Source organism: Micromonospora krabiensis, from assembly GCF_900091425.1.
Taxonomy (GTDB): Bacteria; Actinomycetota; Actinomycetes; order Mycobacteriales; family Micromonosporaceae; genus Micromonospora; species Micromonospora krabiensis.
This window is the reverse complement of the sequence record NZ_LT598496.1, coordinates 2,209,870-2,231,152: the sequence shown is the minus strand read 5'-3', so window position 1 is coordinate 2,231,152 and position 21,283 is coordinate 2,209,870. Positions and strand designations below refer to the sequence as shown.

General features: G+C 70.4%; 25 protein-coding genes. 10 read left to right on the top strand and 15 right to left on the bottom strand.

Going from position 1 to position 21,283, the window contains the following annotated elements; genetic code table 11:
- Positions 1 to 160 precede the first annotated feature (160 nt).
- Positions 161 to 706, top strand: coding sequence for a GNAT family N-acetyltransferase (locus tag GA0070620_RS09855; RefSeq protein WP_197677577.1), 546 nt, complete (start codon positions 161 to 163; stop codon positions 704 to 706).
- 32 nt (positions 707 to 738) lie between these two features.
- Here GA0070620_RS09855 and GA0070620_RS32625 read toward each other — a convergent pair whose 3' ends face one another.
- The 9 genes from GA0070620_RS32625 to GA0070620_RS09820 all read right to left on the bottom strand — a co-directional run bounded on the left by GA0070620_RS32625 (position 739) and on the right by GA0070620_RS09820 (position 9,304).
- Positions 739 to 894, bottom strand: a complete 156-nt coding sequence (locus GA0070620_RS32625; RefSeq protein ID WP_157741583.1) for a hypothetical protein — start codon at positions 892 to 894, stop codon at positions 739 to 741.
- A gap of 59 nt (positions 895 to 953) precedes the next feature.
- Entirely contained in the window at positions 954 to 2,183 is a 1,230-nt protein-coding gene (locus GA0070620_RS09850) for an iron-containing alcohol dehydrogenase (protein ID WP_091589582.1), read from the bottom strand.
- Between the two features lies 1 nt (position 2,184).
- Entirely contained in the window at positions 2,185 to 2,325 is a 141-nt protein-coding gene (locus tag GA0070620_RS32620; protein WP_157741582.1) for a hypothetical protein, read from the bottom strand.
- Positions 2,322 to 3,782, bottom strand: coding sequence for an NAD-dependent succinate-semialdehyde dehydrogenase (locus GA0070620_RS09845; RefSeq protein ID WP_091589581.1), 1,461 nt, complete (start codon positions 3,780 to 3,782; stop codon positions 2,322 to 2,324). The genes GA0070620_RS32620 and GA0070620_RS09845 overlap by 4 nt, the downstream gene beginning before the upstream one ends.
- A gap of 141 nt (positions 3,783 to 3,923) precedes the next feature.
- Positions 3,924 to 5,000: an ABC transporter ATP-binding protein gene (locus GA0070620_RS09840; protein ID WP_091589580.1), complete on the bottom strand. Its 1,077-nt coding sequence runs from the start codon at positions 4,998 to 5,000 to the stop codon at positions 3,924 to 3,926.
- Positions 5,000 to 6,067, bottom strand: a complete 1,068-nt coding sequence (locus tag GA0070620_RS09835; RefSeq protein WP_091589579.1) for an ABC transporter ATP-binding protein — start codon at positions 6,065 to 6,067, stop codon at positions 5,000 to 5,002. The genes GA0070620_RS09840 and GA0070620_RS09835 overlap by 1 nt, the downstream gene beginning before the upstream one ends.
- Positions 6,067 to 6,978, bottom strand: coding sequence for a carbohydrate ABC transporter permease (locus GA0070620_RS09830; protein ID WP_091589578.1), 912 nt, complete (start codon positions 6,976 to 6,978; stop codon positions 6,067 to 6,069). Before GA0070620_RS09830 ends, GA0070620_RS09835 begins: the two co-directional genes overlap by 1 nt.
- On the bottom strand, positions 6,978 to 7,928 hold the full coding sequence (locus GA0070620_RS09825; RefSeq protein ID WP_091589577.1) for a carbohydrate ABC transporter permease: 951 nt from the start codon (positions 7,926 to 7,928) through the stop codon (positions 6,978 to 6,980). The genes GA0070620_RS09830 and GA0070620_RS09825 overlap by 1 nt, the downstream gene beginning before the upstream one ends.
- Positions 7,925 to 9,304, bottom strand: coding sequence for an extracellular solute-binding protein (locus GA0070620_RS09820; RefSeq protein ID WP_231922316.1), 1,380 nt, complete (start codon positions 9,302 to 9,304; stop codon positions 7,925 to 7,927). The genes GA0070620_RS09825 and GA0070620_RS09820 overlap by 4 nt, the downstream gene beginning before the upstream one ends.
- A gap of 299 nt (positions 9,305 to 9,603) precedes the next feature.
- Between GA0070620_RS09820 and GA0070620_RS09815 the strand changes: the two genes are divergently transcribed.
- The 3 genes from GA0070620_RS09815 to GA0070620_RS09805 all read left to right on the top strand — a co-directional run bounded on the left by GA0070620_RS09815 (position 9,604) and on the right by GA0070620_RS09805 (position 11,848).
- Entirely contained in the window at positions 9,604 to 10,347 is a 744-nt protein-coding gene (locus GA0070620_RS09815) for a GntR family transcriptional regulator (protein ID WP_091589576.1), read from the top strand.
- Between the two features lie 90 nt (positions 10,348 to 10,437).
- A complete protein-coding gene (locus GA0070620_RS09810; RefSeq protein WP_091589575.1) occupies positions 10,438 to 11,007 on the top strand; it encodes a DJ-1/PfpI family protein in 570 nt (189 codons plus the stop codon).
- Positions 11,008 to 11,026: 19 nt separating this feature from the next.
- Positions 11,027 to 11,848, top strand: a complete 822-nt coding sequence (locus tag GA0070620_RS09805) for an alpha/beta fold hydrolase (RefSeq protein ID WP_091589574.1) — start codon at positions 11,027 to 11,029, stop codon at positions 11,846 to 11,848.
- Between the two features lie 58 nt (positions 11,849 to 11,906).
- Here the strand turns inward: GA0070620_RS09805 and GA0070620_RS09800 are convergent, their stop codons facing one another.
- On the bottom strand, positions 11,907 to 12,539 hold the full coding sequence (locus GA0070620_RS09800) for a hypothetical protein (protein ID WP_172836408.1): 633 nt from the start codon (positions 12,537 to 12,539) through the stop codon (positions 11,907 to 11,909).
- The gene (locus GA0070620_RS09795; RefSeq protein ID WP_157741581.1) at positions 12,536 to 13,309 is read right to left on the bottom strand and encodes a hypothetical protein; all 774 of its coding nucleotides are present in this window, start codon (positions 13,307 to 13,309) and stop codon (positions 12,536 to 12,538) included. The genes GA0070620_RS09800 and GA0070620_RS09795 overlap by 4 nt, the downstream gene beginning before the upstream one ends.
- A gap of 245 nt (positions 13,310 to 13,554) precedes the next feature.
- Between GA0070620_RS09795 and GA0070620_RS33525 the strand changes: the two genes are divergently transcribed.
- Together GA0070620_RS33525 and GA0070620_RS33520 are read left to right on the top strand one after the other, a co-directional pair.
- A complete protein-coding gene (locus GA0070620_RS33525; protein ID WP_231922315.1) occupies positions 13,555 to 13,884 on the top strand; it encodes a PALP domain-containing protein in 330 nt (109 codons plus the stop codon).
- Positions 13,881 to 14,030: a hypothetical protein gene (locus tag GA0070620_RS33520; RefSeq protein ID WP_231922314.1), complete on the top strand. Its 150-nt coding sequence runs from the start codon at positions 13,881 to 13,883 to the stop codon at positions 14,028 to 14,030. The genes GA0070620_RS33525 and GA0070620_RS33520 overlap by 4 nt, the downstream gene beginning before the upstream one ends.
- Positions 14,031 to 14,083: 53 nt before the next feature.
- Here the strand turns inward: GA0070620_RS33520 and GA0070620_RS09785 are convergent, their stop codons facing one another.
- Complete coding sequence (locus tag GA0070620_RS09785) at positions 14,084 to 16,078, bottom strand: acyl-CoA dehydrogenase family protein (RefSeq protein ID WP_231922313.1); 1,995 nt, start codon at positions 16,076 to 16,078, stop codon at positions 14,084 to 14,086.
- 49 nt (positions 16,079 to 16,127) lie between these two features.
- Between GA0070620_RS09785 and GA0070620_RS09780 the strand changes: the two genes are divergently transcribed.
- The 3 genes from GA0070620_RS09780 to GA0070620_RS09770 all read left to right on the top strand — a co-directional run bounded on the left by GA0070620_RS09780 (position 16,128) and on the right by GA0070620_RS09770 (position 17,872).
- Positions 16,128 to 16,727, top strand: a complete 600-nt coding sequence (locus tag GA0070620_RS09780) for a TetR/AcrR family transcriptional regulator (protein WP_091589572.1) — start codon at positions 16,128 to 16,130, stop codon at positions 16,725 to 16,727.
- Between the two features lie 132 nt (positions 16,728 to 16,859).
- A complete protein-coding gene (locus GA0070620_RS09775; protein ID WP_091589571.1) occupies positions 16,860 to 17,564 on the top strand; it encodes an HAD family hydrolase in 705 nt (234 codons plus the stop codon).
- Between the two features lie 104 nt (positions 17,565 to 17,668).
- The gene (locus GA0070620_RS09770; protein WP_091589570.1) at positions 17,669 to 17,872 is read left to right on the top strand and encodes a hypothetical protein; all 204 of its coding nucleotides are present in this window, start codon (positions 17,669 to 17,671) and stop codon (positions 17,870 to 17,872) included.
- Positions 17,873 to 18,012: 140 nt separating this feature from the next.
- On the opposite strand, the gene GA0070620_RS09765 is transcribed toward GA0070620_RS09770, so the two are convergent.
- Positions 18,013 to 18,327, bottom strand: a complete 315-nt coding sequence (locus GA0070620_RS09765; protein WP_377520299.1) for a hypothetical protein — start codon at positions 18,325 to 18,327, stop codon at positions 18,013 to 18,015.
- Between the two features lie 99 nt (positions 18,328 to 18,426).
- Here GA0070620_RS09765 and GA0070620_RS09760 point away from each other — a divergent pair, with 99 nt between their 5' ends.
- On the top strand, positions 18,427 to 18,945 hold the full coding sequence (locus GA0070620_RS09760; RefSeq protein WP_157741580.1) for a hypothetical protein: 519 nt from the start codon (positions 18,427 to 18,429) through the stop codon (positions 18,943 to 18,945).
- A 60-nt stretch (positions 18,946 to 19,005) separates the two neighbouring features.
- Here the strand turns inward: GA0070620_RS09760 and GA0070620_RS09755 are convergent, their stop codons facing one another.
- Together GA0070620_RS09755 and GA0070620_RS09750 are read right to left on the bottom strand one after the other, a co-directional pair.
- Positions 19,006 to 19,950 (bottom strand): redoxin domain-containing protein, encoded by a 945-nt coding sequence (locus GA0070620_RS09755; RefSeq protein ID WP_091589567.1) that lies wholly within the window; start codon positions 19,948 to 19,950, stop codon positions 19,006 to 19,008.
- A 6-nt stretch (positions 19,951 to 19,956) separates the two neighbouring features.
- Entirely contained in the window at positions 19,957 to 21,183 is a 1,227-nt protein-coding gene (locus tag GA0070620_RS09750) for an epoxide hydrolase family protein (RefSeq protein ID WP_091589566.1), read from the bottom strand.
- Between the last annotated feature and the right edge of the window lie 100 nt (positions 21,184 to 21,283).

Here is a 21,283-nt window from a genome sequence, read left to right as displayed (position 1 = left end):
CTGTCGGGCCATGCCGCTCGGAGACCGAACCCGACTCTCCTCGGCAGTCCGCTCAGCACCATCTCGACGGCCTGGGAGGCGCTACCCGCGTCGAAAGGTGCGTCGGCGTCGCGCTGGTCCCTCTGCCTGCTACAGCGGGCAGTGCTGGCATAGTCTCCGCGTGACCGAGTACACGATCCGTCCGATCCGGGCCCACGAGTGGCGCGAGATCCGGGCACTGCGTCTGACGGCGTTGAAGGACGAGAGTGCCCCGTTGGCCTTCGTTGAGTCCTACGAGGAGGCTGCCACCCAGCCGGACGAGTTCTGGCAAGCGCGCGCCCAGGGTTCGTCCGACGCTGCTGGACCACAGGCGGGGGCATGCCAGTTCGTCGCGGTCGCCGATAACGGCATGTGGGTGGGAACGTCGGTCGCACTGATCGAGAAGGCGGGCGAGCAGGACTTCGAGGGCAAGACGATCGAGCGGTCCGGCGGACATGTGGTAGGCGTCTTCCTGCAGCCGGAACACCGCGGCAAGGGTGTGATCGGCAGCTTGCTCGACGCAAGCCTGGATTGGTTGCGTCAGCGGAAGCTGACGGGGGTGCGCCTCTACGTGCATGCGGACAACATCCGCGCCCGACGCGCTTACGAAAAGGCCGGATTCACGGCGACTGGGGAGAGTTTCCACGGATCTCTCGGCCCTGAGATCGAGATGGCACGTGTCCTCTGATCCGGAGACCCGGGCCGGCCAACCACGCCCGGTCACCGCCTCCGGCTTCCGGACGCGTGTCGCTGCCGGGCGAGTAGGACCAGCACCGTGCCGCCGCTGATCAGCCCGATCCCGTCGAGCAGCCACGGAGCCATCGCCACCCCGGTGTTGGGCGACGAGGGGTCGTCCGCGACGTTGCAGCCCCGCATTGCGACAGCCAGGGTGGCGACAGGCAACCCGTCGTCATGTGGGAAGGCCGGTAACTATCTCAGCTCGGCGTCGGGATGCGCCGGGCCCGGTCCCCGATCCAGGCCGCTTCGAGGATCGCGGTCAGGCTGGCGGTGTCGGTCGGGCCTGGGTGGTTCTGGATCAGGCGGGTGACGCCACTGGCCATCTCCGCGAAGCGCGGGAGGTCGGCGCGGGCCACGCCGATGTCCGCCAGGGTGGGTGGGATGCCGATGTCGGCGAGGAGCTCGTCGAGCCAGGTGAGGAACGCGTCCGCGGCCTCGGCCTCCGAGGCGTCGGTCACGTCGAGCCCGCACACCCGGGCGAGGACGGCCATCCGGTCGCCGATGGCGTCCCTGGCCGCGTCCAGCGCGTACGGCAGGAGCAGCCCGACGCCGAGGCCGTGCGGCGTGTGCGTGGCCGCGCCGATGGGGTACTGGAGAGCGTGCGGGGCCGCGTTGCCCGCGTGGGAGAACGCGAGCCCGGCGAGCATGGACCCGTAGGACATGTCCGCGCGCGCATCCGTGTCGCCTCCGTTCCGGACGGCACGACGCAGGCTGCGGGCGATCCGCTCCGCGGCGAGGAGCGCGTAGTGGTCGGTGATGGGGTTGCGGCCGAGGAAGACCTGCTCCACCGGGTCGCGCGGTCCGTGGGGCCGGGGTCGTGCGGTGTAGCTCTCCACCGCGTGACAGAACGCGTCGATGCCGGAGTGGGCGGTCACGGTCGCCGGGCAGGTGTAGGTCAGTTCGGGGTCGACGATGGCGAAGTCGGGCACGATGTGGACGCTGGAGACCCCCACCTTCAGTTCCCGGTCCGGGTCGGTCAGCACCGAGACGGGTGTGAGTTCGGAGCCGGTGCCGGACGTCGTCGGGACCGCGACGAGCGGAAGGGTCGGCCCCGGCACCCTCGACTCGCCGTAGAAGTCGCGTGGCGTCCCACCGTGGCGCCGGATGACGCCGACGATTTTGGCGAGGTCGATGACCGTGCCACCCCCGATGGCGAGGATCACGTCGGCGTCCACCTCGGCGGCGACCGAGACGGCCAGCGCGACATCGCTGAGTGGCACGTCCGAGGTCGCGTCGGAGAACACCGCGACGGCCTCGACCGTCTCCCGCACGGCGGCCACGATCTCGGCCACGCCGGGCTGGGCCAGAAGAACCTGGTCGGTCACGATGAGGACTCGCGAGCCGCTCTCGGCCACCACTCGTGGGATGTTCTGCGCGACCCCTTCGCCCACTATCAGCTGGCGTGGTCCGCGGACGGTCTCAAGCATGTCAGTGCCTCCCCGGTACGTCGGCGGCGATGTGCTGGGCGGACGTCCAGGTCACCTGCGGGACCGGGACGGCGTCGGCGAGGTCGGCCGCCCGGGTGGCGCGGGCGCGCGCGCCGGGCGGCCGAAGCGGCAGGCCGGTCACGGTAGGTCGATCGCCGCGTAGGTGAGGTCGAGGTACTCGAGGATGCCCTCGTGCGACCCCTCCTTGCCGATGCCGGACTGCTTCACGCCTCCGAACGGAGCTGACGGGTCCGAGATCAGGCCACGGTTGATGCCGATCATCCCGGTCTCCAGCCCCTCGGTGAACCGGAGTGCCCGCTGGAGGTCACGGGTGAAGATGTACCCGACCAGGCCGTGCTCGGTGTCGTTGGCCTTCGCCAGCACCTCGTCGTCTGAGGTGAACGAGATGATCGGCGCCACCGGGCCGAAGATCTCCGCCTTCAGCATCCGCGCGTCGTCGGGTACGTCGACGAGGACGGTGGGCGGGTAGAAGTGGCCGGGCCCATCCGGACGCTCGCCGCCCACCAGGACCCGGGCGCCTCGGTCGACCGCGTCGGCGACGAGCTCGTCGATCGTGGTGACCGAGTCGTCGTCGATCAACGCCCCGACGTCCACGCCGTCGTCGAGACCGTGGCCCACCGAGAGCGCGCCCATCCGCTCGGCGAAGCGCGCCGTGAACTCCTCGCGCACCGGCTCCTCGACGTAGATCCGGTTGGCCGCGATGCAGGACTCCCCGATGTTGCGCATCTTGGCCACCATGGCGCCGTCGACGGCGACGTCGAGGTCGGCGTCGGCACACACGATCAGGGCCGCGTTGCCGCCCAGTTCCATGGAGGTACGCAGCACGTTGTCCGCGGCCTGCCGGAGCAGCACGCGCCCGACCTCGGTCGACCCGGTGAACGACAGTTTGCGGGTGCGACCGTCGGCCAGCAGCGCCGAGACCACCTTGCCGGCGCGTTTGGTGGTCACCACGTTGACGACGCCCGGGGGTACGCCGACCTCCTCCATGATGCGGGCCAGTAACAGCATGGTGAGTGGCGTCTGGGCGGCCGGCTTGGTGATCGTCGTGCAGCCCGCGGCCAGTGCGGGAGCGATCTTGCGGGCGCCCATGGCCAACGGGAAGTTCCAGGGCGTCACGAAGACGCACGGGCCGACCGGCTTCGGCACGGTCAGGATTCGGTAGCCACCCGCGGGAGCGGTGCTGAAGCGCCCCTCGACGCGTACCGCCTCCTCGGCGAACCACCGGAAGAACTCGGCGCCGTAGCCCACCTCCGCCCGAGCCTCGGCGAGCGGCTTGCCCATCTCCAGCGTTATCAGCCGAGCGACCTCCTCGGATCGCTCGGTCAGTGCCCGGTACGTCGCGGTCAACAACTCGGACCGTTTCCGCGGCGGGGTCGCCGCCCACTCCGCCATCGCCTTGTCCGCCGCGTCCAAAGCGGCGAGCCCGTCGACGACGTCGGCGTCCGCCACCTCGGCGATGGTCTTGCCGGTGCCCGGGTCCTCGACGGCGAAGGTGGCTCCGCTCGCGGCGTCGCGCCAGGCGTCGCCGATCCGCAGCCGCCGGTGCTCGGGGGACAGGACGGTCATCGGATCACTCATTGCGTCGCCTCCTGTGATCTTCGTGGTGATGTCCGGCGTGCCCGGCGACCGCTGGGCGCGTGGCCGGACGGCTCGACGGCCCTGGTCGGGGCGAGGTTGCCGAGCGGGTCGACGGTGGCGGTGGTCGGTCTGCCGGCGCGGTTACCGCCCGGCCTCGGACAACGACAACCCGGTCTCCGCATCGAACAGGTGCGCACGGTCCAGATCGACCGTGACCGACAGCCGTTCGCCCGGCGTACCGGTGATGGTGGGTCGTGCCTTGACCTTGAGGAGCTCCGTTCCCACGCGGACGTCGACCACCGTCCGGTCACCGAGCGGCTCAAGCCCGTAGAGCTCTCCCGACAACGACGCGTGCCCACGCTGCTCGACGGACAGGTCCTCCGCGCGTACACCCAGCAGCAGCGCACGACCGTCCTCTGCCGTGGTCCAGCGGGGTCGCGGCAGCGTCCAGCCATCCGTACCGACGAGACGATCCCCCTCGGCGCGGCAGGCGAGCAGGCTGATCGGCGGGCTCCCCACGAACCCGGCGACCCACTGGTTGGCGGGCCGCTCGTACACCTCGGTCGGCGTTCCGACCTGCTGCACCTTCCCCTCCTTGAGGACCGCGACCTGGTCGGCCATGGACAGGGCCTCGACCTGGTCGTTGGTCACGTAGACGAAGGTCGCGCCGAGACTGCGGTGGATGCGGGTGAGCTCGGTGCGCATCTCGACGCGGAGCTTGAGGTCGAGGTTCGTCAGCGGCTCGTCCATGAGGAACGCGCGCGGGCGGCGGACCAGCGCCCGGGCCAGGGCGACGCGCTGCATCTCGCCGCCCGACAACTGCGCGGGACGACGTTGCAGCAGACGTTCGATGTGCAGCAGGCTCGACATCCGCTCGACGGCAGCGGCGATCTCGCTCGACGAACAGCGGCGGGCCCGCAGCGGTGAGGCGATGTTCTCGTACGCCGTGTGTCGTGGGTAGAGGGCGTAGTTCTGAAAGACCATGGCCAGGTCGCGTGCGGCCGGGGCGTCACCGGTCGCGTCCCTGCCGTCCAGGTGCACCGACCCGGCGTCGAGTTTCTCCAGGCCGGCGATCGCGCGCAGGGTCGTCGTCTTGCCTGCCCCGGAGGGCCCGAGCACGACGAAGAACGAACCGTCCGGCACGTCCAGCGTCACCCCGTCCAGGGCCTGGACCTTGCCGAAGGACTTGCGCAGCCCGTGTGCTGCCACGGTTCCCATCAGGCCACCAGCTCTTCCGTGCGTACGTCGTAGACCGCCGGGGTTCCGCCGGTGTGCCGCAGTCCGACCTTCGCGTCGGCGGCGAACCGAACGGTCGGTGGCATCCGGACCCGTACGTCGCGCTGGCCGCCGTGGTCGACCACGTAGATGATCTCGTCGCCCAGCCACTCCACCGAGACCACCCGGGCCGGGATCGAGCCTTCCGCCCCTGGTGCGGTGACCTCCAGCGCCTCCGGCCGGACGCCGGCGACCAGGTGACGGTCGCGGGGCAGGCCGGGCGGTGGCGTGAGGACCAGTCCGCCCTGACCGTGCAGCCTGCCGTCGGCCACCTCCACGTCGATCAGGTTCATCGGCGGGGAGCCGATGAATGCGGCGCAGAACAGACTCGCCGGGCGGTCGTAGACCTGAAGCGGCGTACCGATCTGCTCGACACGGCCCTTGTTGAGGATGGCGATCCGGTGACCGAGCGACATCGCCTCGACCTGGTCGTGGGTGACATAGACCATCGTCGCCCCCAGTTCGCCCTGCAGGTGCTTGATCTCCGTGCGCATGTCCGTCCGCAGCTCCGCGTCCAGGTTGGTGAGAGGTTCGTCCATGAGGAAGGCGCGCGGTCGCCGCACCAGGGCGCGAGCGAGCGCGACACGCTGCTGCTCCCCGCCGGAGAGTTGGCGCGGTCGCCGGTCCAGGAGCGGACCGAGCCGCATCAGCCGGGCGGCCTCGTCGACCCGCGCGCGCACCTCCTGCTTGGGCAGCCCTTCGGCCCGCAGGGGGAACGCCAGGTTGTCGCGGGTTCGCAGGTGTGGGTAGAGGGCGTAGAACTGGAACACCATGGCGATGTCGCGCTCGGCGGGCGGCAGGTCGTTGACCAGTGTGTCGCCGATCCGGATGTCGCCGGTCGTCTGCCTCTCCAGGCCGGCGATGGCCCGCAGCGTGGTCGTCTTGCCGCAGCCCGAAGGGCCGAGCATCACGAACAGCTCGCCGTGGCCGATGGACAGGTCCACGCGATCGACTGCGACCGTTCCGTCCGGGTAGCGCTTGTGCAGCGCGCTCACCTCGATGCCCGCCATCAGCGTCGCACCGCCCCGAGCGTCACACCGGCGATGAGGTGTTTGCGCACCAGGTAGGCGAAGACGAGCACCGGTAGGGCGAACACCACGGAGGCGGCTGCCACGAGACCCCAGTCTGTCGTGGTGCCGCCGATGAGGCCGGCGATGGCGGGCGGAGCCGTCCGCACGCTGTCACTGGAGGTGAGGAAGATGGCGAACACGAACTCGTTCCACGAGAAGATGAGTGCGAAGACCGCCGTCGCGGCGATTCCGGGCACGAGCTGGGGGAGGGTGTATCGCCAGAACGCCTGCAGACGGGTGTAGCCGTCGAGCATGGCGGCGTCCTCGTACTCCGCGGGCACCTCGTCGACGAAGCCCTTCATCATCCAGATCGTGAACGGCACGTTGAACGCGGCGTAGATGAGGATCAGGCCGATCTTGTTGTCGATGAGGCCGACCTGGCGGTACATGAGGAAGATCGGGATCACGACCACCACGGGCGGCATGAACCGGGTGGAGAGGATGAAGAACAGTTGGTCCTTCTTGGCCTTCACCGCGAAGCGTGAGTAGGCCCAGGCCGCGGGGACCCCCAGCACGGTGGCCAGCACCGTGGAAGCCCCGGCGACCACGATCGAGTTGAGGAACGAGACGGACACGGCTGTGCGGCCGTCGCCGGGGGCGACGAACACGTCCCGGTAGTGGTCCAGGGTGACTGTGAAGTCGAAGAACTTGGCCGGGATGGCGTAGACGTCCCGGTTCTCCTTGATGGACGTCTCGATCATCCACAGCACCGGGAAGAGCATCACGGCGGCCAGGACGGTCAGCAGCGCGACCTCCAGCACGGAGCGGCCCCGGCCGCCGAGGCGCCGCGCGGGAGGCGTGTGATCCCGGGCCGGACCGGTGGACACGGCCTCGTCGACGGAGACGGCCATCAGCCCTCCTTGAGCTTGTTCAGGTAGCGCAGGTAGAGCTGCGTGAGGACGATGACGACGAGGACCACGAGGATTCCGTACGCCGAGGCGGTTCCGGTGTTGAAGCCCAGGAACGCGACCTTGTAGATGTGGAACGACAACGTCTCGGTGGAGACACCCGGACCTCCGTTGGTGAGGATGTAGACGAGGTCGAACAGCCGGAAGGCCTCGATGGCCCGGAACATCACGGCGATGAGGAGCAGTGGCCACACCAGCGGCAGAGTGATGGTGCGGAACCGGAACCACTCGGACGCCCGGTCGATCGAGGCGGCCTCGTAGAGGTACTTGGGGACCGCGTTGAGGCCCGCGAGTGCGATGAGCATGATGAACGGCGTCCACTGCCAGGTGTCGACGACGATCAGGGAGAGCAGGGCGGTTCGCTGCCGGGTGAGCCACTCGACCTGCCCGAGGCCGAGCGAGCCGAGCATGCTGTTGACCACGCCGAACTGCGCGTCGAGCATGAATCGCCAGAACAGCCCGACCACGACCGGCGACAGCATCATCGGAACCAGGAACAGGGTGGTCAGCACTCCCCGCCCGTGCGTGCGCCGGGAGATCAGGTAGGCGATGCCGAAACCGAGCACGGTCTGCAGGGTGACCGCGCCGACCACATAGATCAGCGTGGTCAGGGCCCTCGTGTGGACCTGCGCCGAGGTCAGGATGGCGGTGTAGTTCCCGAACCCGACGAAATTGGCGGGCCCGCCGCGGGTGGCCGAGTAGTCGGTGAAGGACAGGTACAACGCCCACAGCAACGGGAACACCGACATGGCGAGCAACAGCAGCAACGCGGGGGAGATGAAGGCGGCGGCGAGCCCACGGTCGCTCAGCCGGCGGGACCGCCCCCGGGCGGGCGGCGCCGCGGACGCCACCTGCCCGGGGTTGTCGGTCGTCAGAGAGGCGGGCTCACTCACAGTCCGCCGCCGCCCTTGCGGTTGCTCGAGTCGAGCACGCTCTGCTGCTCCCTGGCGATGTCGTCGAGCGCCTCCTTCGGCTTCTTCGCACCGTTGAGAGCCGCGTTCACGTTGGTGTTCTCGATGTCGACGAGGCGCGCGTACTCGGGCACGTTCCACATGTCCCGCATCCGCGGAACCGAGTCGGCGTACACCTGGTTGAACGGCCCGGCGTTGAGGAACTCGGGTGACGCCAGGGCGTCCGTACGCGCCGGCACGCCACCGGCCGCGGCCCACTTCTTCTGGATGTCAGCCCGCTCGAACCACTTCATGAAGTTCAGCGCCTCCGCCTGGTTCGCCGCGGCGGAGTAGGCCGAGATGTGCATCCCCATCCCGCCGAGCGGGACCAGGTTCGTCTTCTGGCTCGGCAGGGTGGCGAAACCCAGCTTGTCGAGAATCTGCTCCCGCGTGGTGCCGAGCGTCGACTGCTTCGGATCGAGCAGGCCGCCGCTCGCGGCGATCCAGTTGAACGCGATGCATGCCTTGCCCTGGGCGACCGCCGCGTTCACCTCGTCGATGAACCAGTTGCCGGAGCCCCTGGCAGTCAGTGGCTTCATCTTGTTGACCAGGACGTCCATCGCCTCCTGGCCCGCGGCGTCGTTGAGGACGCCGTCGATCTTGCGGGTCTTCGGGTCCCAGAGGTTGCCGCCGTAGACGCCGTTGACCGTGTTGTAGGTGACGGCCGCGGCGTCGGAGCCGTTGGCCTGGTGGAAGGCCAGCCCGCTGACGCCCGGGTTGTCCGCCTGGCACTTCTCGGCGACTGAGATCATCTCGTCCCAGGTCTGCGGTGGCTTGTCGCCGATCAGGTCCTTGCGGTAGATCATCGTCCAGGTGTCGCCGAGCAGCGGCAGCCCGTACAGGCTGGCGCTCTCGTCGCGCTTGCCGGTCTCCGCCTGCGGGAACTGGCCGTACGCCGCCAGGAGGTACGGGTTGTAGGCCTGGACGTCGATGTTGTTCTTGACGAAGTCGGTGAGGTCGAGGATGTTGCCGTTGGTCACGGCCTCGCCGATGTGTTGCGAGTCCAGGATCGCGATGTCGAAGTCGGTCTTGCGCGCGGCGAACTGGGTGAACATCGCGTCGTGCCAGTTCGCGTTCGGCACGGTGTTGACCTTGATCGTCGCGTTCGGCCGTTCCTTCTTGTACTCCGCGTTCGCGAAGGCCTCCAGGGCCTGGGCGGGCGGCCAGTCGAACCAGATGAAGCTGAGGGTCAGCGGGTCCTTGGTGAGCTCCGGGATGGCCGCCGGCGCCTTCGGGGCGCTCGCCTTCCCGCCGTCGTCTTCGCCACCGCCGCACGCCGCCGCGGTCGTGGCCACCAGCAGCATGGCCGCCGTCGCCAACCGCGCCTTCCGGCGGGGAACACGCGATGGTCCTGTTCGCTTCGGGTATCGCATCATCTGGCCTGCTTTCTGGATGGGAACTTCTAGGGCCTCGCTCTGTGGTTCGCCAAGCAGTTGCCGGGTTGTTCAGGCGTGTTGCCGGGCGGTCGCCGGGGCGACCCGCGGCCCGGAGTCACGAGTAACGCCGCGATGTGCGGGATCACATTTCCTATACGATCCAGTTGGGGCGTCAGCATGTCGCAGTGATGTGACTGATGTCAACAACTTCACAAAGGCGCAAGGAAGGACCTCACGTCACGATGGACGACGAAGCGATGACCGCGCGGGGCCGCAGGTCCGTGACGGGCGGAACGCCGGCGGGAAGATCTCGCGGCCGGCTCGCCGACGAGGTGTACGACACGCTGCTCGGACAGCTGATGTCGCTTCGGATCGAGCCTGGCTCTCGCGTCACGATCGACGTCCTGGCGCGAGAGCTGGGGGTCTCGCAGACGCCGATCCGAGACGCTCTGAACCGCATGGAGGCCGAGGGCCTGGTCGTGCGTGTGCCGCATGCCGGCTACCGCATTCCGCCCCAGATCACCCGGCACCGATTCGAGGACATGCTCGAGGTCCGCCTGCTCCTCGAGCCGGCGGCGGCGCGCAGATCCGCCGAACGCGCGTCGTCGGAGCAGGTGGCCGGTCTGCGCCGAATGCTGGCGGAGATGGCGGAGCTGGAGGGCGGCAGCGGGCCCATGGCGTACGGCGCCTTCGGGCTACGCGACGCCGCCTTCCACGATCTCGTCGCCCTGAGCGCGGAGAACCACGTCATCCGTGAGGCGCTCGCTCGCCTGCACAGCCACGTGCACCTCTTCCGGCTGCACCGCGACGCCCAGGTCACTCACCTGGCCATGGCCGAGCACGAGGACATCGTGGCCGCGATCGCCGCGCGCGACCCCGACGCCGCCGCCTACGCGATGCGACGGCACATCCTGCGGTCCGGCGAGCGCTTCCGACGCGTGTTCGACGAGGCCGACGACCAGCGGGCGACGGCGGTAGAGGCTTGACGGGTGGAACTGGGCCGAGGAATGCTAACCCCCACCGGATCGGATCGGATTGGATCTTCCTCACCCACCACCAGATGCGAGGAGAAGCAGGTGCCCAGAGCGCTGCTCCTGACCGGCGACGCCGCCGAGGAACTCGACACCATGTATCCCTACTACCGCGTGCAGGAGGGCGGCTGGGACGTCGACGTCTCGTCACGGACGACGCGTGACGTGCAACTGGTCATCCACGAGTTCGACCCCAACTCCGACGCCTATGTGGAGAAGAACGGCCGGAAGCTGCCGGTCGACGTGCCGTGGGCCGAGGTCGACGTCGAGCGCTACGACGCCCTCATCATCCCCGGGGGACGTGCCCCCGAGTGGATCCGGGTCGACGCCGACGTCCGGCGCATCACCGAGCACTTCTTCGCCCGCAACCTCCCCATCGCGCTGGTGTGCCACGGCGCGCAGGTGCCAGCGGTGTACGGGCTGCTGAAGGGCCGGAAGACGGCGTGCTTCCCGCCCATCACGGGGGACATGGAGAACGCCGGCGCGACGGTCATCGACGCCCCGGACGTGGTGGACGGCAACCTCGTCTCCTGCCGGGGCTGGCCCGACATGCCGCAGTTCGGCCGGGCGATGATGGAGGTCTTCTCGAAGTCCGTCACCTCCGCCTCGGCGTGAGCACACCTGGCGTGCCCCGGTGACCGCACTTCGGACGGTCACGGTCGACGGTTCCCCCGTCCACGTCCTGGAGAGCGGCACCGGGCCGGCGGTGCTGATGCTGCACGGCTCCGGACCCGGCACGACCGGGTCCGGCGCCTGGGCAGCGACGGCGCAGGCGCTGGGTGCGTCCTGGCACCTGGTGGCTCCTGACCAGGCGGGGTTCGGCCGTACGCCTGTCCCGGTGGGTGCGAAGGGTGGGCTCCGGCTGTGGACGGAGCAGGCCGCGGGCCTGATGGATGCGCTCGGCATCGAGCACTACGCCGTGGTGGGTCACTCCATGGGCGGTGCCGTGGCGCTGGCGTTGGCGGCCGCACGCCCCCAGCAGGTCACCCACGTCGTGGCGGTCTCGACGATGGGCGCCCCCGGGGCGCCGCTGTCCGCCGAGCTCGACGCGGTCTGGGCCGCCCCCGCCGGTCCGATCGGGGCGCGGGACATGCTGAGCCGTCTTGTCTTCGACCAGGCGCTCGTGACCGATTCCGCGGTCGATGCCCGGGCGGCCGCGATGCGAGCGGGCGCGGCCGCGTTCGCGCCGTTGTTCCCTCCGCCCAGGGCACGATGGGTCGACGAGCTCACCCTCTCGGCGCGGACGCTGGCAGCGGTCCGCGCGCCCGTGCTGCTCGTCCACGGCGCCGAGGACCGGGTCACCCCGCTCGCGACGGCAGCCCAGCCCCTGCTCGCACACCTGGCCGATGTCCGTCTGCACGTGTTCGGCCGCTGCGGGCACGTGCCGGCGATCGAGCACCCGCACGAGTTCAGGCACCTGCTGTCGTGCTTCCTCCGGCAGGACCGAGGTCACTGACCGCTGCGGCACGTGAGTCGCGCGGGTGCGGTGCGTGCGGCAGCGTGCCGCCGTCTGACTACCCTTGCAGGCGCTGCGCCCAGTACACCTGCCCGTCCGGGCCCAGGTAGACCATGGCCAGCAGCAGGTCGGACAGCGCAACCGGCGCGGTCGCCATCGACGCCTCCGGATGGGGCTCCTCAAGGTACGGAAAGAGCGCGACGAAGGCGAGCGGTGCGGCCGTCTCGTCTGCCACGTGAAGTCTGTTGCCGTTGCTCCGCCACTCGTCGTCCCCGAACGTGGCATCTCCCGCGCCGCGTAGCCAGGAGTAGCGCTCGGTGATCCGGCTCTCGATGCCCGCGCTTCCGATCCCGACGGCCTCCTGCGGCGCGGACACACCGAAGACCTCCGGCTTGTGGTCGGTGCGCTTGTCGATGAGGAAGATCGCGAAGTAGCCGCCGTCGAGAGGCTTGGGCGGGGTCTGCCAGGAGACCCGGCCGAGCACCAACTGGTCGCGTCCGGTGGCGAACGGGGCGGGCGCGTTCTCGCCGAGCGCGGCCTGAGCCTCGTCGTTGCTCACGAGACTGAGCGAGGACGTGAGTTCCAGCGCTTCCGGACCGTACGGCGGATGGTCGTGCCACCACCGCCAGGCAACGACGGCGGTCACCGTCAGGATGACGGCCAGGATGGTTGCCGCACGTCGCGTCGTCACGCTGCCGGCGCTGCGTCGCGCGTGGTGGTCTCCGGCGTCGCGCCGTCTCCCGGCCGCCGCCGCTTGAGCCGGGCCACGCCGAGGGCGTTCAGCCCCACGCCCCAGACGAGGAGAACGGCGAGCCACTGGGCCCACTTCGCCGCGTTCATCTCACCGGAGAGCAGGTTCCGGACCGTGGCGTACGGGGTGAACGCCTGCGCGGGAGAGAGGGCGTCGACCGCGCCCAGCAGGGCCCACAGGCCCAGCGGCAGCACGATGGTGGCGAGGCACGCGACGACGGTGGGGCGCAGGAGTAGGCCCAGCCCGGTGCCGACCAGCTGGGCGACGATCTGCACGAGCACTCCGCCGACCGCGATGGTGGCGGCGTGCTGCCACGGGTCCGGCGCGGTGTCGGACGGGGCGAGCGCGAGCGCGGCGGCGCTGACCAGGATCCCGAAGAGTCCGACCGCGGCGGCCAGGAGCACTGCCGCCAGGAGGGTGGGGCCGGGCCGGGGCGTGCGGGGTGATCGGCTCAGGTCGTGAGCCAGCAGGACGCCGAGGAACGGCACCGTCACCGACATCAGGCTCTGCACCATGTCGGAGAGGGTGGAGAAGGTGAGGTCCTCGGGCGGCGCCGCCGTCGTCGCCACGGCGGCCAGCAGGCCCAGCAGCAGCGTGGTCGCCACCAGCCACCGCCGGGGTCGCGTTGCCACGGAACGCCGGAGCGCGTCGGCGGTGGCCTCGCCGAAGGTGATCGCCGCGTCATCGGCGTCCACAGTGTGCCGTCTCATGTCACTGCCTCCTCTCGTGCCCGTCCTCAGGATCCCCCATCGGATCGACCGGCGTTGACCCGAACCCGGGACCGTGCTCGAACCTTGACAGCGGAAGCGAAGAGGGGTTCGGCATCGGCTTCAAGCAGAGCTGGCATCAGGCGCTCGACGACGTCCGCGTCGCCGGCGGCACACCGTACGCGATCCCGGCGGGCGCGTCCGACCATCCGCTCGGCGGTCTCGGCTTCGCGAACTGGGCCTACGAGGTGCGGCGGCAGGAGCAGGAACTCGTCTTCTTCTTCGACACCGTCATCGTCTGCAGCGTGACCGGCAGCACCCAGGCCGGCATGATCGCCGGGTTCGCCGGTCAGGACCGGCCGCGGCGGGTGCTCGGCATCGACGCCTCCGCCACTGTCGAGGAGACGCGGAACCAGGTGGCGAAGATCGCCCACAACACCGCCGCGCTCATCGGGCTGGGTCGCGAGCTGCGCGACGACGAGATCACCGTGCTGGAGGGCTGGGCCGGGGACCGCTACGGCATCCCGATGCGGTCCACGCTGGACGCCATCGCGCTGACCGGCGGCTCGAAGGCATGATCATCGACCCCGTGTACGAGGGAAAGTCGATGGCCGGGCTCATCGACCTCGTCCGCGGCGGCGACATCCCCCGCGATTCGAACGTCCGCTACGCCCACCTCGGCGGCCAGCCGGCGATCAACGCCTACAGCGGACTGTTCGGGTGACCGGAGTCGTCCGCGGCTACGGTCGACCGGTCGCCAGAGGTCGGACGGGGCGGTCAGGACGTCGCGGCGTCGTGGGCCGCCATCGTCTCCTGCCGGCCGGCCTCCTCGCGCAGGACGGCGCAGTTCAGCCAGCTGTCCGGGATGGCGAAGGCGTCGACGAGCGTACGCAGGTGCGGTCGCAACTCCTTGAGCAGGCCGTTCACCACGGCGGTGATCGCCTTGGAGCGTGCCGGGGTGAACCGCCCGTGCTCCAGGAACCAGCCCTTGTCGGCCTCGATGACGCTGAGCGCGTACAGGTCGCAGACCCGGGAGAGCAGCGCCCGCGCCGCCGGGTCCGCCGTGTTCTCGATGCCGGCGACGAACGCCTCCAGCGTGATCCGGTCGACGTGCGCGGCGGCGACCTTGAGGACGTGGTCCTGGACGTCGTTGAAGATGTCGAACGGCTGGTCCTTCTTCACGGTCGCGCCGTTGCGCAGGCGCCGCACCGCGCCGTCGAGGAGGTGCTTCTCACGGTCCTCGAAGATCTTGAGCTGCCAGCCGCGATCGGTGACGGCGACCTCCTCGTCCCGGCCGGGCACGGAGGCGACGAGCCGCTCGATGAGCGACCGCGCGGCGGTGCGTTCGAGCACCATGGCGCGGACCTGCTCGGCGACGAACGAGGCCCGCCCCCAGCCGTCCAGGGAGCCGAACTCGTCGCGGTAGCCGGTGAGCAGCCCCTTCGCCACGAGCTGGAGAAGCACCGTGTTGTCGCCCTCGAAGGTGGTGAAGACGTCGGTGTCCGCCTTCAGGCCGGGTAGCCGGTTCTCGGCCAGGTAGCCGGCCCCGCCGCACGCCTCACGGCACATCTGGATGGTGCGGGTGGCGTGCCAGGTCTGCGCCGCCTTGAGGCCGGCGGCCCGGGACTCCAGCTCCCGCTGCCGCTGCTCGTCGAGCGGGCCGTCGCCGCCGTGCACCTCGTCGAGCGCGGCGACCAGTTCGGCCTGGGCGAAGTGCAGGGCGTACGTGGTGGCCAGGGCGGGCAGCAGCTTGCGCTGGTGGGCCAGGTAGTCGTTGAGCGGCACCTCCCGGTCGGCGTCGGGCGTGCCGAACTGGCGGCGGATGTCGCCGTAGCGGACCGCGATGGTCAGCGCGGACTTGGTGGCCGCGGACGCGGCGCCGCCGACGCTGACCCGGCCGCGGACCAGGGTGCCGAGCATGGTGAAGAAGCGTCGGGAGTCGCTCTCGATCGGGCTTGAGTAGGTGCCGTCCTCCGTGACCTGGCCGTACCGGTCCAGCAACATGTCCCGGGGCACCCGCACGTGGTCGAAGCTGAGCCGCCCGTTGTCCACGCCGAGCAGGCCACCCTTCGGGCCCGCGTCGCCGATGGTCACGCCGGGCGGCGGGTCGCCCTGGGCGTTGCGGATCGGGACCAGCCACGCGTGCACGCCGTGCCGCCGTCCCCCGGTGATGAGCTGCGCGAAGACCACCGCCATCCGTCCGTCCCGCGCGGCGTTGCCGATGTAGTCCTTGCGGGCGGCCTCGTGCGGGGTGTGCAGGTCGAAGGTCTGGGTCCGTGGGTCGTACGTGCAGGTGGTGCGCAGCTGCTGGACGTCGGAGCCGTGACCGGTCTCGGTCATGGCGAAGCAGCCGAGGAGCGCGCCGGAGGCGATGTCGCGCAGGTGCGCGTCGTGGTGCCGCCGCGTGCCGAGGGCCAGGACCGCGCCGCCGAACAGGCCCCACTGCACGCCGGCCTTCACCATCAGCGACAGGTCGACCTGCGCCAGCATCTCGGTGGCCACGATCGAACCGCCGACGTCGGAACGGCCGCCGTACTCGGGAGGATAGGCCGACGGCATCCCGAACTCGGTCGGCAGTTGGGTGAGCAGCCGGGTGACCCGTTCGCGTGCCTCGTCGCCGCTCTCGCCGTACACCGGGAGGAAGCGGGCGTCGAGCTTCGCCCGGTGCCCGTAGCGGACCCGGGCCCACGGTCCGTCGAGCACGTCCTGGAGACGGGCCGGGTCGACGGGACCGGACACGTTGCTCATGGCCACCTCGGATGCCAGCGTCATGGGTACAGGTCGTACCCAGTCCAGGGTACCGAGCCGCTAGAGTGACGCGGTGAGAAACGTCACGACCAAGCGGGACACGGTCGCCGCCCGTCGTGCCGCCGGCGATCCGCACGAGCGGACCCGCCGACGACAGCTGATCGTGGAGGCCGCGGTCGGCGCCATCGAGGAGTACGGTCCGGACGCCGGCCTGGCCGCGGTGGCTGACCGGGCCGGGCTGCCCAGGCCGCACGTCTACCGCCACTTCACCGGCAAGGACGACCTCGATCGGGCGGTCGCCGGGCACGTCGTACGCCTGCTGAGCGCCTGGATCCGCCCGCCGGTGCCGGCGCCGGGCACGCCGTACGAGGTGGTGCACGGCATGATCGGCCGGGTGCTGAGCTGGGCGGCAGCACACCCGAACCTGTACCGATTCCGGGCCCGGCAGGGCGCCGCCCAGGTGGTTCCCGAGCTGACCGGGGCCGCCGGCGCCGGGCTGCGTGCCGCCGGGTACCGGGCGGACCTGCCCGCGTACCTGGTCGCTGTCGTCGTCGGAATGGTCGACGCCGGCGTCATCTGGTGGTTCGACCACCAGGAGGAGGTCGGGCTGAGCCAGCTGAACGACTGGCTCGCGGCCCAGGTCTGGCGGGTGCTCGTGGAGGCGGTCGAGTAACCGCTGGCGCGTAGCCGCCGGTCCCGCTCGGGCGCCGGCCAGTAGTGGCCTGATCGGTGTCCGGGAGTCGGTCGACCCGCTGCGGATCCTCGCCACCGCTTCGTCTGCCGCCGTCGCCCCTAGGATGACCAGATGCCGCGGCCAGTGATCTTCGACCTCTTCCACACGCTGGTCGAGGGTGCCGACCAGGAGCGAGACCGGGTCGTCGGCGAGATGGCTCTCATCGTCGGGGTGGCGCCGGCCGCGTTGGTCGCCGCGTACCACGCCAGCTGGCGCGACCGGTTGGTCCGGTGGGACGTGGAGGAGACCGTGCGCCTCCTCGCCGGACGCCTCGGCGGCGCGCCGACCGACGACCAGGTGACCCGGGCCGGTCACCTTCGGCGGGCGTTGGCGCGCCGGGTGCTGGACAGCGTCTCGGCCGCCACCCTGGGCGTGCTCGACGCGCTCCGCGCCGAGAGGCATCCGCTGGCCCTGATCAGCAACGCCACCTCGGAGACCGCGGAGGCGTGGCCGGGGAGCCGGCTGGCCCGCCGCTTCGACGTCGCGATCTTCTCCTCCGAGGTCCGGCTGGCCAAGCCCGATCCGGCGATCTTCAAACTCGCGGCCGAGCGGTTGGGCGTCGTGCCGACGGAGTGTGTCTACGTGGGTGACGGCGCGGACGGTGAATTGGCCGGCGCGGCGGCGGTCGGCATGACCGTCCTGCGGACCACGGAGCACAACGACACCGACCCGAGTTGGGGCGGACCGATGCTCGCCGCCCTCGGCGACCTACCCGCCCTGCTGCGGGAGCCGGCCGGTCCCCATCTCGCGTCGACGTCTGACAGCCAGATTCGCTGACAGGTCCGCCGACATCGTCGGCGCGCGCCGGGCGGACGCGGCGGGTACCACCGTCGCCGAGCCTCAGGGTCTTACGTGGATCCTCTGACCCCTAGACTGCTGCCGTGAAGCGGCGACCTGGTCAGTACGTCGGCGGCGTCGGCACGGCGTGCCTGGCCGTGGGCGCGACCATTTTCGTGCTCACCCTTGCGACCAAGGCCTACGGCGGCGAGGTTCTTCTCGCTGGTGCCCTGCTCGTGATCGTGGGCCTGCTGTTGAGGATCGAGGCCGCCGTGTGGGCGGGACGCCAGGACGGAAAGGCCCCCTGACGGCTATGCGGGCTGCCGCGTCGGGCAGCCGAGCCGGTTCAGCCGTCGGGACGGGCCCCGCGTCGATTATCGCTGTCGCCTGGGTGATCGACTCCGTCTCCCTGATGTTGCGGTGGCCGGGGCGGCTGGATACCACGCTTTCACTGAAATGGAGTGGATCGCAGGGGTTGGCGAAGTGAGGCGACGAATGTGCCGTCCGCGTTCATGATGTCGTCGCGCACCAGGGGTGCGAACACGGACCAGCCGCCGTCGTCCACGGCCACCGTCATGCGGAGGCGTCCGTCGCCGTCGTCCAGGGTGTGGCTGACGACGGTGTACCGGTTGCCGTCGTCGGCGACCGTGTGGCGTACCTCCCTGTCGTCCAGCAGTTCGCGCCACTCGTCGTAGCCGGCACGTCGCCATTCGGCAAGCCGGGCATCGGCAAGTCGCGTCGCCGTTCTCGTGTCCAGACCCACGCTTCGGATTCTCCCGTCCGTCGGTCGGCACTCGCACCCAGAGAGGCAGGGGTGTCGCGAGATTGATCAGCAGGTGAACATGGGCTAGCGTCCGCGTCCGTGAATCGCCCTCGCCTTGTCTCGATCGCGTTGATCTCCGCCGCGGCGCTGGCCCTCGCCGGCTGTGGTGGGGAGGAGACCGCCACCCCGACGTCGTCCACGCCGACCGCCTCCGCGGTCGCTCCCACCTCGGCCGCCGCTTCCCCGTCGGTGGCACCCTCTTCCCCGGCGGCCGGCGGGGCGCCGGTCACGGTGAACGAGAAGGTGGTCTGCGAGTCGGCCGAGAAGGCCGGGCAGGAGATGAAGAAGGCGCTCATCGCCGTCGTGCAGTCCGGCAAGGAGCCGTCGGCGGAGGTGTACCGGAAGATCCTGGCGGACCTCGGCGACAAGCTGACGTCGTTGCTGCCCGCGGGCGGCGTAGGCGAGGTGGTCGGGGCGCTGACGCGGTTCGCGTCGGAGGCGGGGCGGGCGGCCGCGGCCGCGGACCCGGCGACGGCCGCCGACAACCCGGCCTTCGAGAAGGCCGGTACCGACCTGACCGCCGCCTGCAAGGCGGCCGGAGTCAAGGTCAATTTCTGATCCGGGTCGCCCGGGCGTGACGCGCCCGGGATCGCCGCCGCCGGCGGGTCACCCGGCCGGCTAGCCGAACGTGAAGGCGTACGCCTCGACGCCCGGCTCGCGGAACGTGATCTCCACGGTCCGGTCGCGGATCGTGTCCCACTGGCGGACGAGCTGGTAGAGGCGGGCGTCCTCGACCACCCCGAAGCCGTCCTCGTCGACATCGACACCGTGGGACGGACCGGGCGGCTCGCCGTCGAGGAGCACCCGGAACGGAACGGGCCCCGGCCCGCCGGGCGACAGCACGAGGTGCGCGTCGCGGGCGTGGAAGCGGACGACCACGCTGCCACCGGCCCGGTCGAGCACCGCCCGCTCGGCGCCGATCGTCCAGTCCCCGGCGAGGGCCCAGTGGTTGCGGGGCAGCTCGTCGGGCGGCGCGTACGTGGCCTCCTCGTCGAACGCGACGCCGTCCGGTGAGGCGAAGTGCTCCCCGCGCGCGTAGCCGAGGTACGTCTCCGGCGTGCGCAGGTGGGACCAGTCGGCCTCCGCCTCCACGCCCAGCCCGCGAACCGGGACGGGCTCGCGGTCGACGCCGAGGAGCCGCTGGAGGACGCGCTCCGACTCGTCGTAGCGCCCCTCACCGAAGTGTTGGTCGCGGATGACCCCGTCGGTGTCGACGAAGTACAGCGCCGGCCAGTACTGGTTGTCGAAGGCGTTCCAGACCCCGTACGCGTTGTCGATCGCGACCGGGTAGTCGATGTCACGGGCCGCGACCGCCCGGCGCACCTGGTCGACGTCGTGTTCCACGGAGAACTCGGGCGTGTGGACGCCGACGACGACGAGGCCGTCGTCCCGGTAGGCCCGCGACCAGGCGCGCACGTACGGCTCCTGGCGCAGCCAGTTGATGCACGTCAGCGTCCAGAAGTTCACCAGGACGACGGAGCCGCGCAGGTCCGCGGGGTCGAGCGGCGCCGAGTTGAGCCATCCGGTCGCCCCGTCGAGGCGTGGCAGGTGCGGGCTGGCCATGGTCGCCTAGCGCAGCGACCGGAAGCCGTCGCGGATCTCCTGGGACAGCAGCTGCGGTTGTTCCCAGGCCGCGAAGTGCCCGCCCTTGTCGAGCCGGTTGTAGTGGATGAGGTTGGGGTAGGCCCGCTCGGCCCAGCTCCGGGGAGCCTCGAAGAGCTCGTCGGGAAAGACGCTCACGGCGGCGGGGACGGACACGCCTTTGGTGACGAAGAACGACAGCTTGAACTCCGCGTAGAGGCGGGCGGCGGAGACTCCCGTGTTCGTCAACCAGAAGAGCGTGACGTTGTCGAGGATGTCGTCCCGCGACAGTCCTTCGGATTGCCCGGCGAAGACCCGGGAGATCAGCGCCAGACTGGCCGCGTCATGGTCGAGCATGAAGGCGGCCAGGCCGACGGGGGAGTCCGCCAGGGCGGTCAGCGTCTGCGGGCGGGTGCCCATGAAGAGTCCGTAGGCGGCGTGCTTCCAGAAGAAGTCCAACTGCTCGCACGCGCGCCTCTCCTCTGCCGAGAGGTTCGGTGGCAGCGAGCCCATCGCGTTGTTCGCCCCGGTGATGTCGGACTGGAAGAGTGCGTCGATGTCGGGAGGAATCACGCAGGGCATGTTGGAGTGGATCCCGGCCAGTTCCGGGGGTGCCTGCACGCCCAGCAGGTCCGTGACGATCGCGCCCCAGTCGCCGCCCTGCGCCACGAACCGTGGGTAGCCGAGGCGCCTCATCAGCTCCGTCCACGCCCGCGCGATGTGCTCGGGGTCCCAGCCCGGCTGGGTCGGCTTGCCGGAGAAGCCGTAGCCCGGCATCGACGGGATGACCAGGTGGAATGCGTCCGAGGCGCTCGCTCCGTGCGCGGTCGGGTCGGTGAGCGGCCCGATGATCTTCAGCTGTTCGATGATCGAGCCGGGCCAACCGTGCGTGACGATGAGCGGCAGCGCGTCCTCGTGCTTCGAGCGGACGTGGATGAAGTGGATGTCGAGCCCGTCGATCTCGGTCAGGAACTGTGGCAGGGAGTTCAGTCGCGCCTCGACCTTGCGCCAGTCGTACTCCTGCTCCCAGTACCGCGCGAGCGCCTGGACCGTCGCGAGTTGCGTGCCCTGCGACTGGTCCGGGACGGTCTCCCGGTCGGGCCAGCGGGTGGCCGCGATGCGCCGGCGCAGGTCCGCGAGGTCGGCGTCGGGAATCTGCACGGTGAACGGCCGGATCTCCGCGGTGCGTGGCCGCGCTTCGGTCTTGACCGCCATTCCTGCCTCCCTCTCCAGGGCCCGTTTCGGAAGCGCGCGACGCTTTCCACGCTTGCGTGGCGATAAACGTGGACACACCCGCTCCGCGCCGGCCGGCTGG

What these genes read in the sequence shown, in the direction of transcription:
- GA0070620_RS09830 (WP_091589578.1), bottom strand. Translation starts at nt 6,978, where the DNA reads ATGGCCGTCTCCGTCGACGAGGCCGTGTCCACCGGTCCGGCCCGGGAT.
- GA0070620_RS09850 (WP_091589582.1), bottom strand. Translation starts at nt 2,183, where the DNA reads ATGCTTGAGACCGTCCGCGGACCACGCCAGCTGATAGTGGGCGAAGGG.
- GA0070620_RS09775 (WP_091589571.1), top strand. Translation starts at nt 16,860, where the DNA reads ATGCCGCGGCCAGTGATCTTCGACCTCTTCCACACGCTGGTCGAGGGT.
- GA0070620_RS09755 (WP_091589567.1), bottom strand. Translation starts at nt 19,950, where the DNA reads ATGGCCAGCCCGCACCTGCCACGCCTCGACGGGGCGACCGGATGGCTC.
- GA0070620_RS09815 (WP_091589576.1), top strand. Translation starts at nt 9,604, where the DNA reads ATGGACGACGAAGCGATGACCGCGCGGGGCCGCAGGTCCGTGACGGGC.
- GA0070620_RS33520 (WP_231922314.1), top strand. Translation starts at nt 13,881, where the DNA reads ATGATCATCGACCCCGTGTACGAGGGAAAGTCGATGGCCGGGCTCATC.
- GA0070620_RS09795 (WP_157741581.1), bottom strand. Translation starts at nt 13,309, where the DNA reads ATGAGACGGCACACTGTGGACGCCGATGACGCGGCGATCACCTTCGGC.
- GA0070620_RS09845 (WP_091589581.1), bottom strand. Translation starts at nt 3,782, where the DNA reads ATGAGTGATCCGATGACCGTCCTGTCCCCCGAGCACCGGCGGCTGCGG.
- GA0070620_RS09750 (WP_091589566.1), bottom strand. Translation starts at nt 21,183, where the DNA reads ATGGCGGTCAAGACCGAAGCGCGGCCACGCACCGCGGAGATCCGGCCG.
- GA0070620_RS32625 (WP_157741583.1), bottom strand. Translation starts at nt 894, where the DNA reads ATGCGGGGCTGCAACGTCGCGGACGACCCCTCGTCGCCCAACACCGGG.
- GA0070620_RS09840 (WP_091589580.1), bottom strand. Translation starts at nt 5,000, where the DNA reads ATGGGAACCGTGGCAGCACACGGGCTGCGCAAGTCCTTCGGCAAGGTC.
- GA0070620_RS09785 (WP_231922313.1), bottom strand. Translation starts at nt 16,078, where the DNA reads ATGACGCTGGCATCCGAGGTGGCCATGAGCAACGTGTCCGGTCCCGTC.
- GA0070620_RS09835 (WP_091589579.1), bottom strand. Translation starts at nt 6,067, where the DNA reads ATGGCGGGCATCGAGGTGAGCGCGCTGCACAAGCGCTACCCGGACGGA.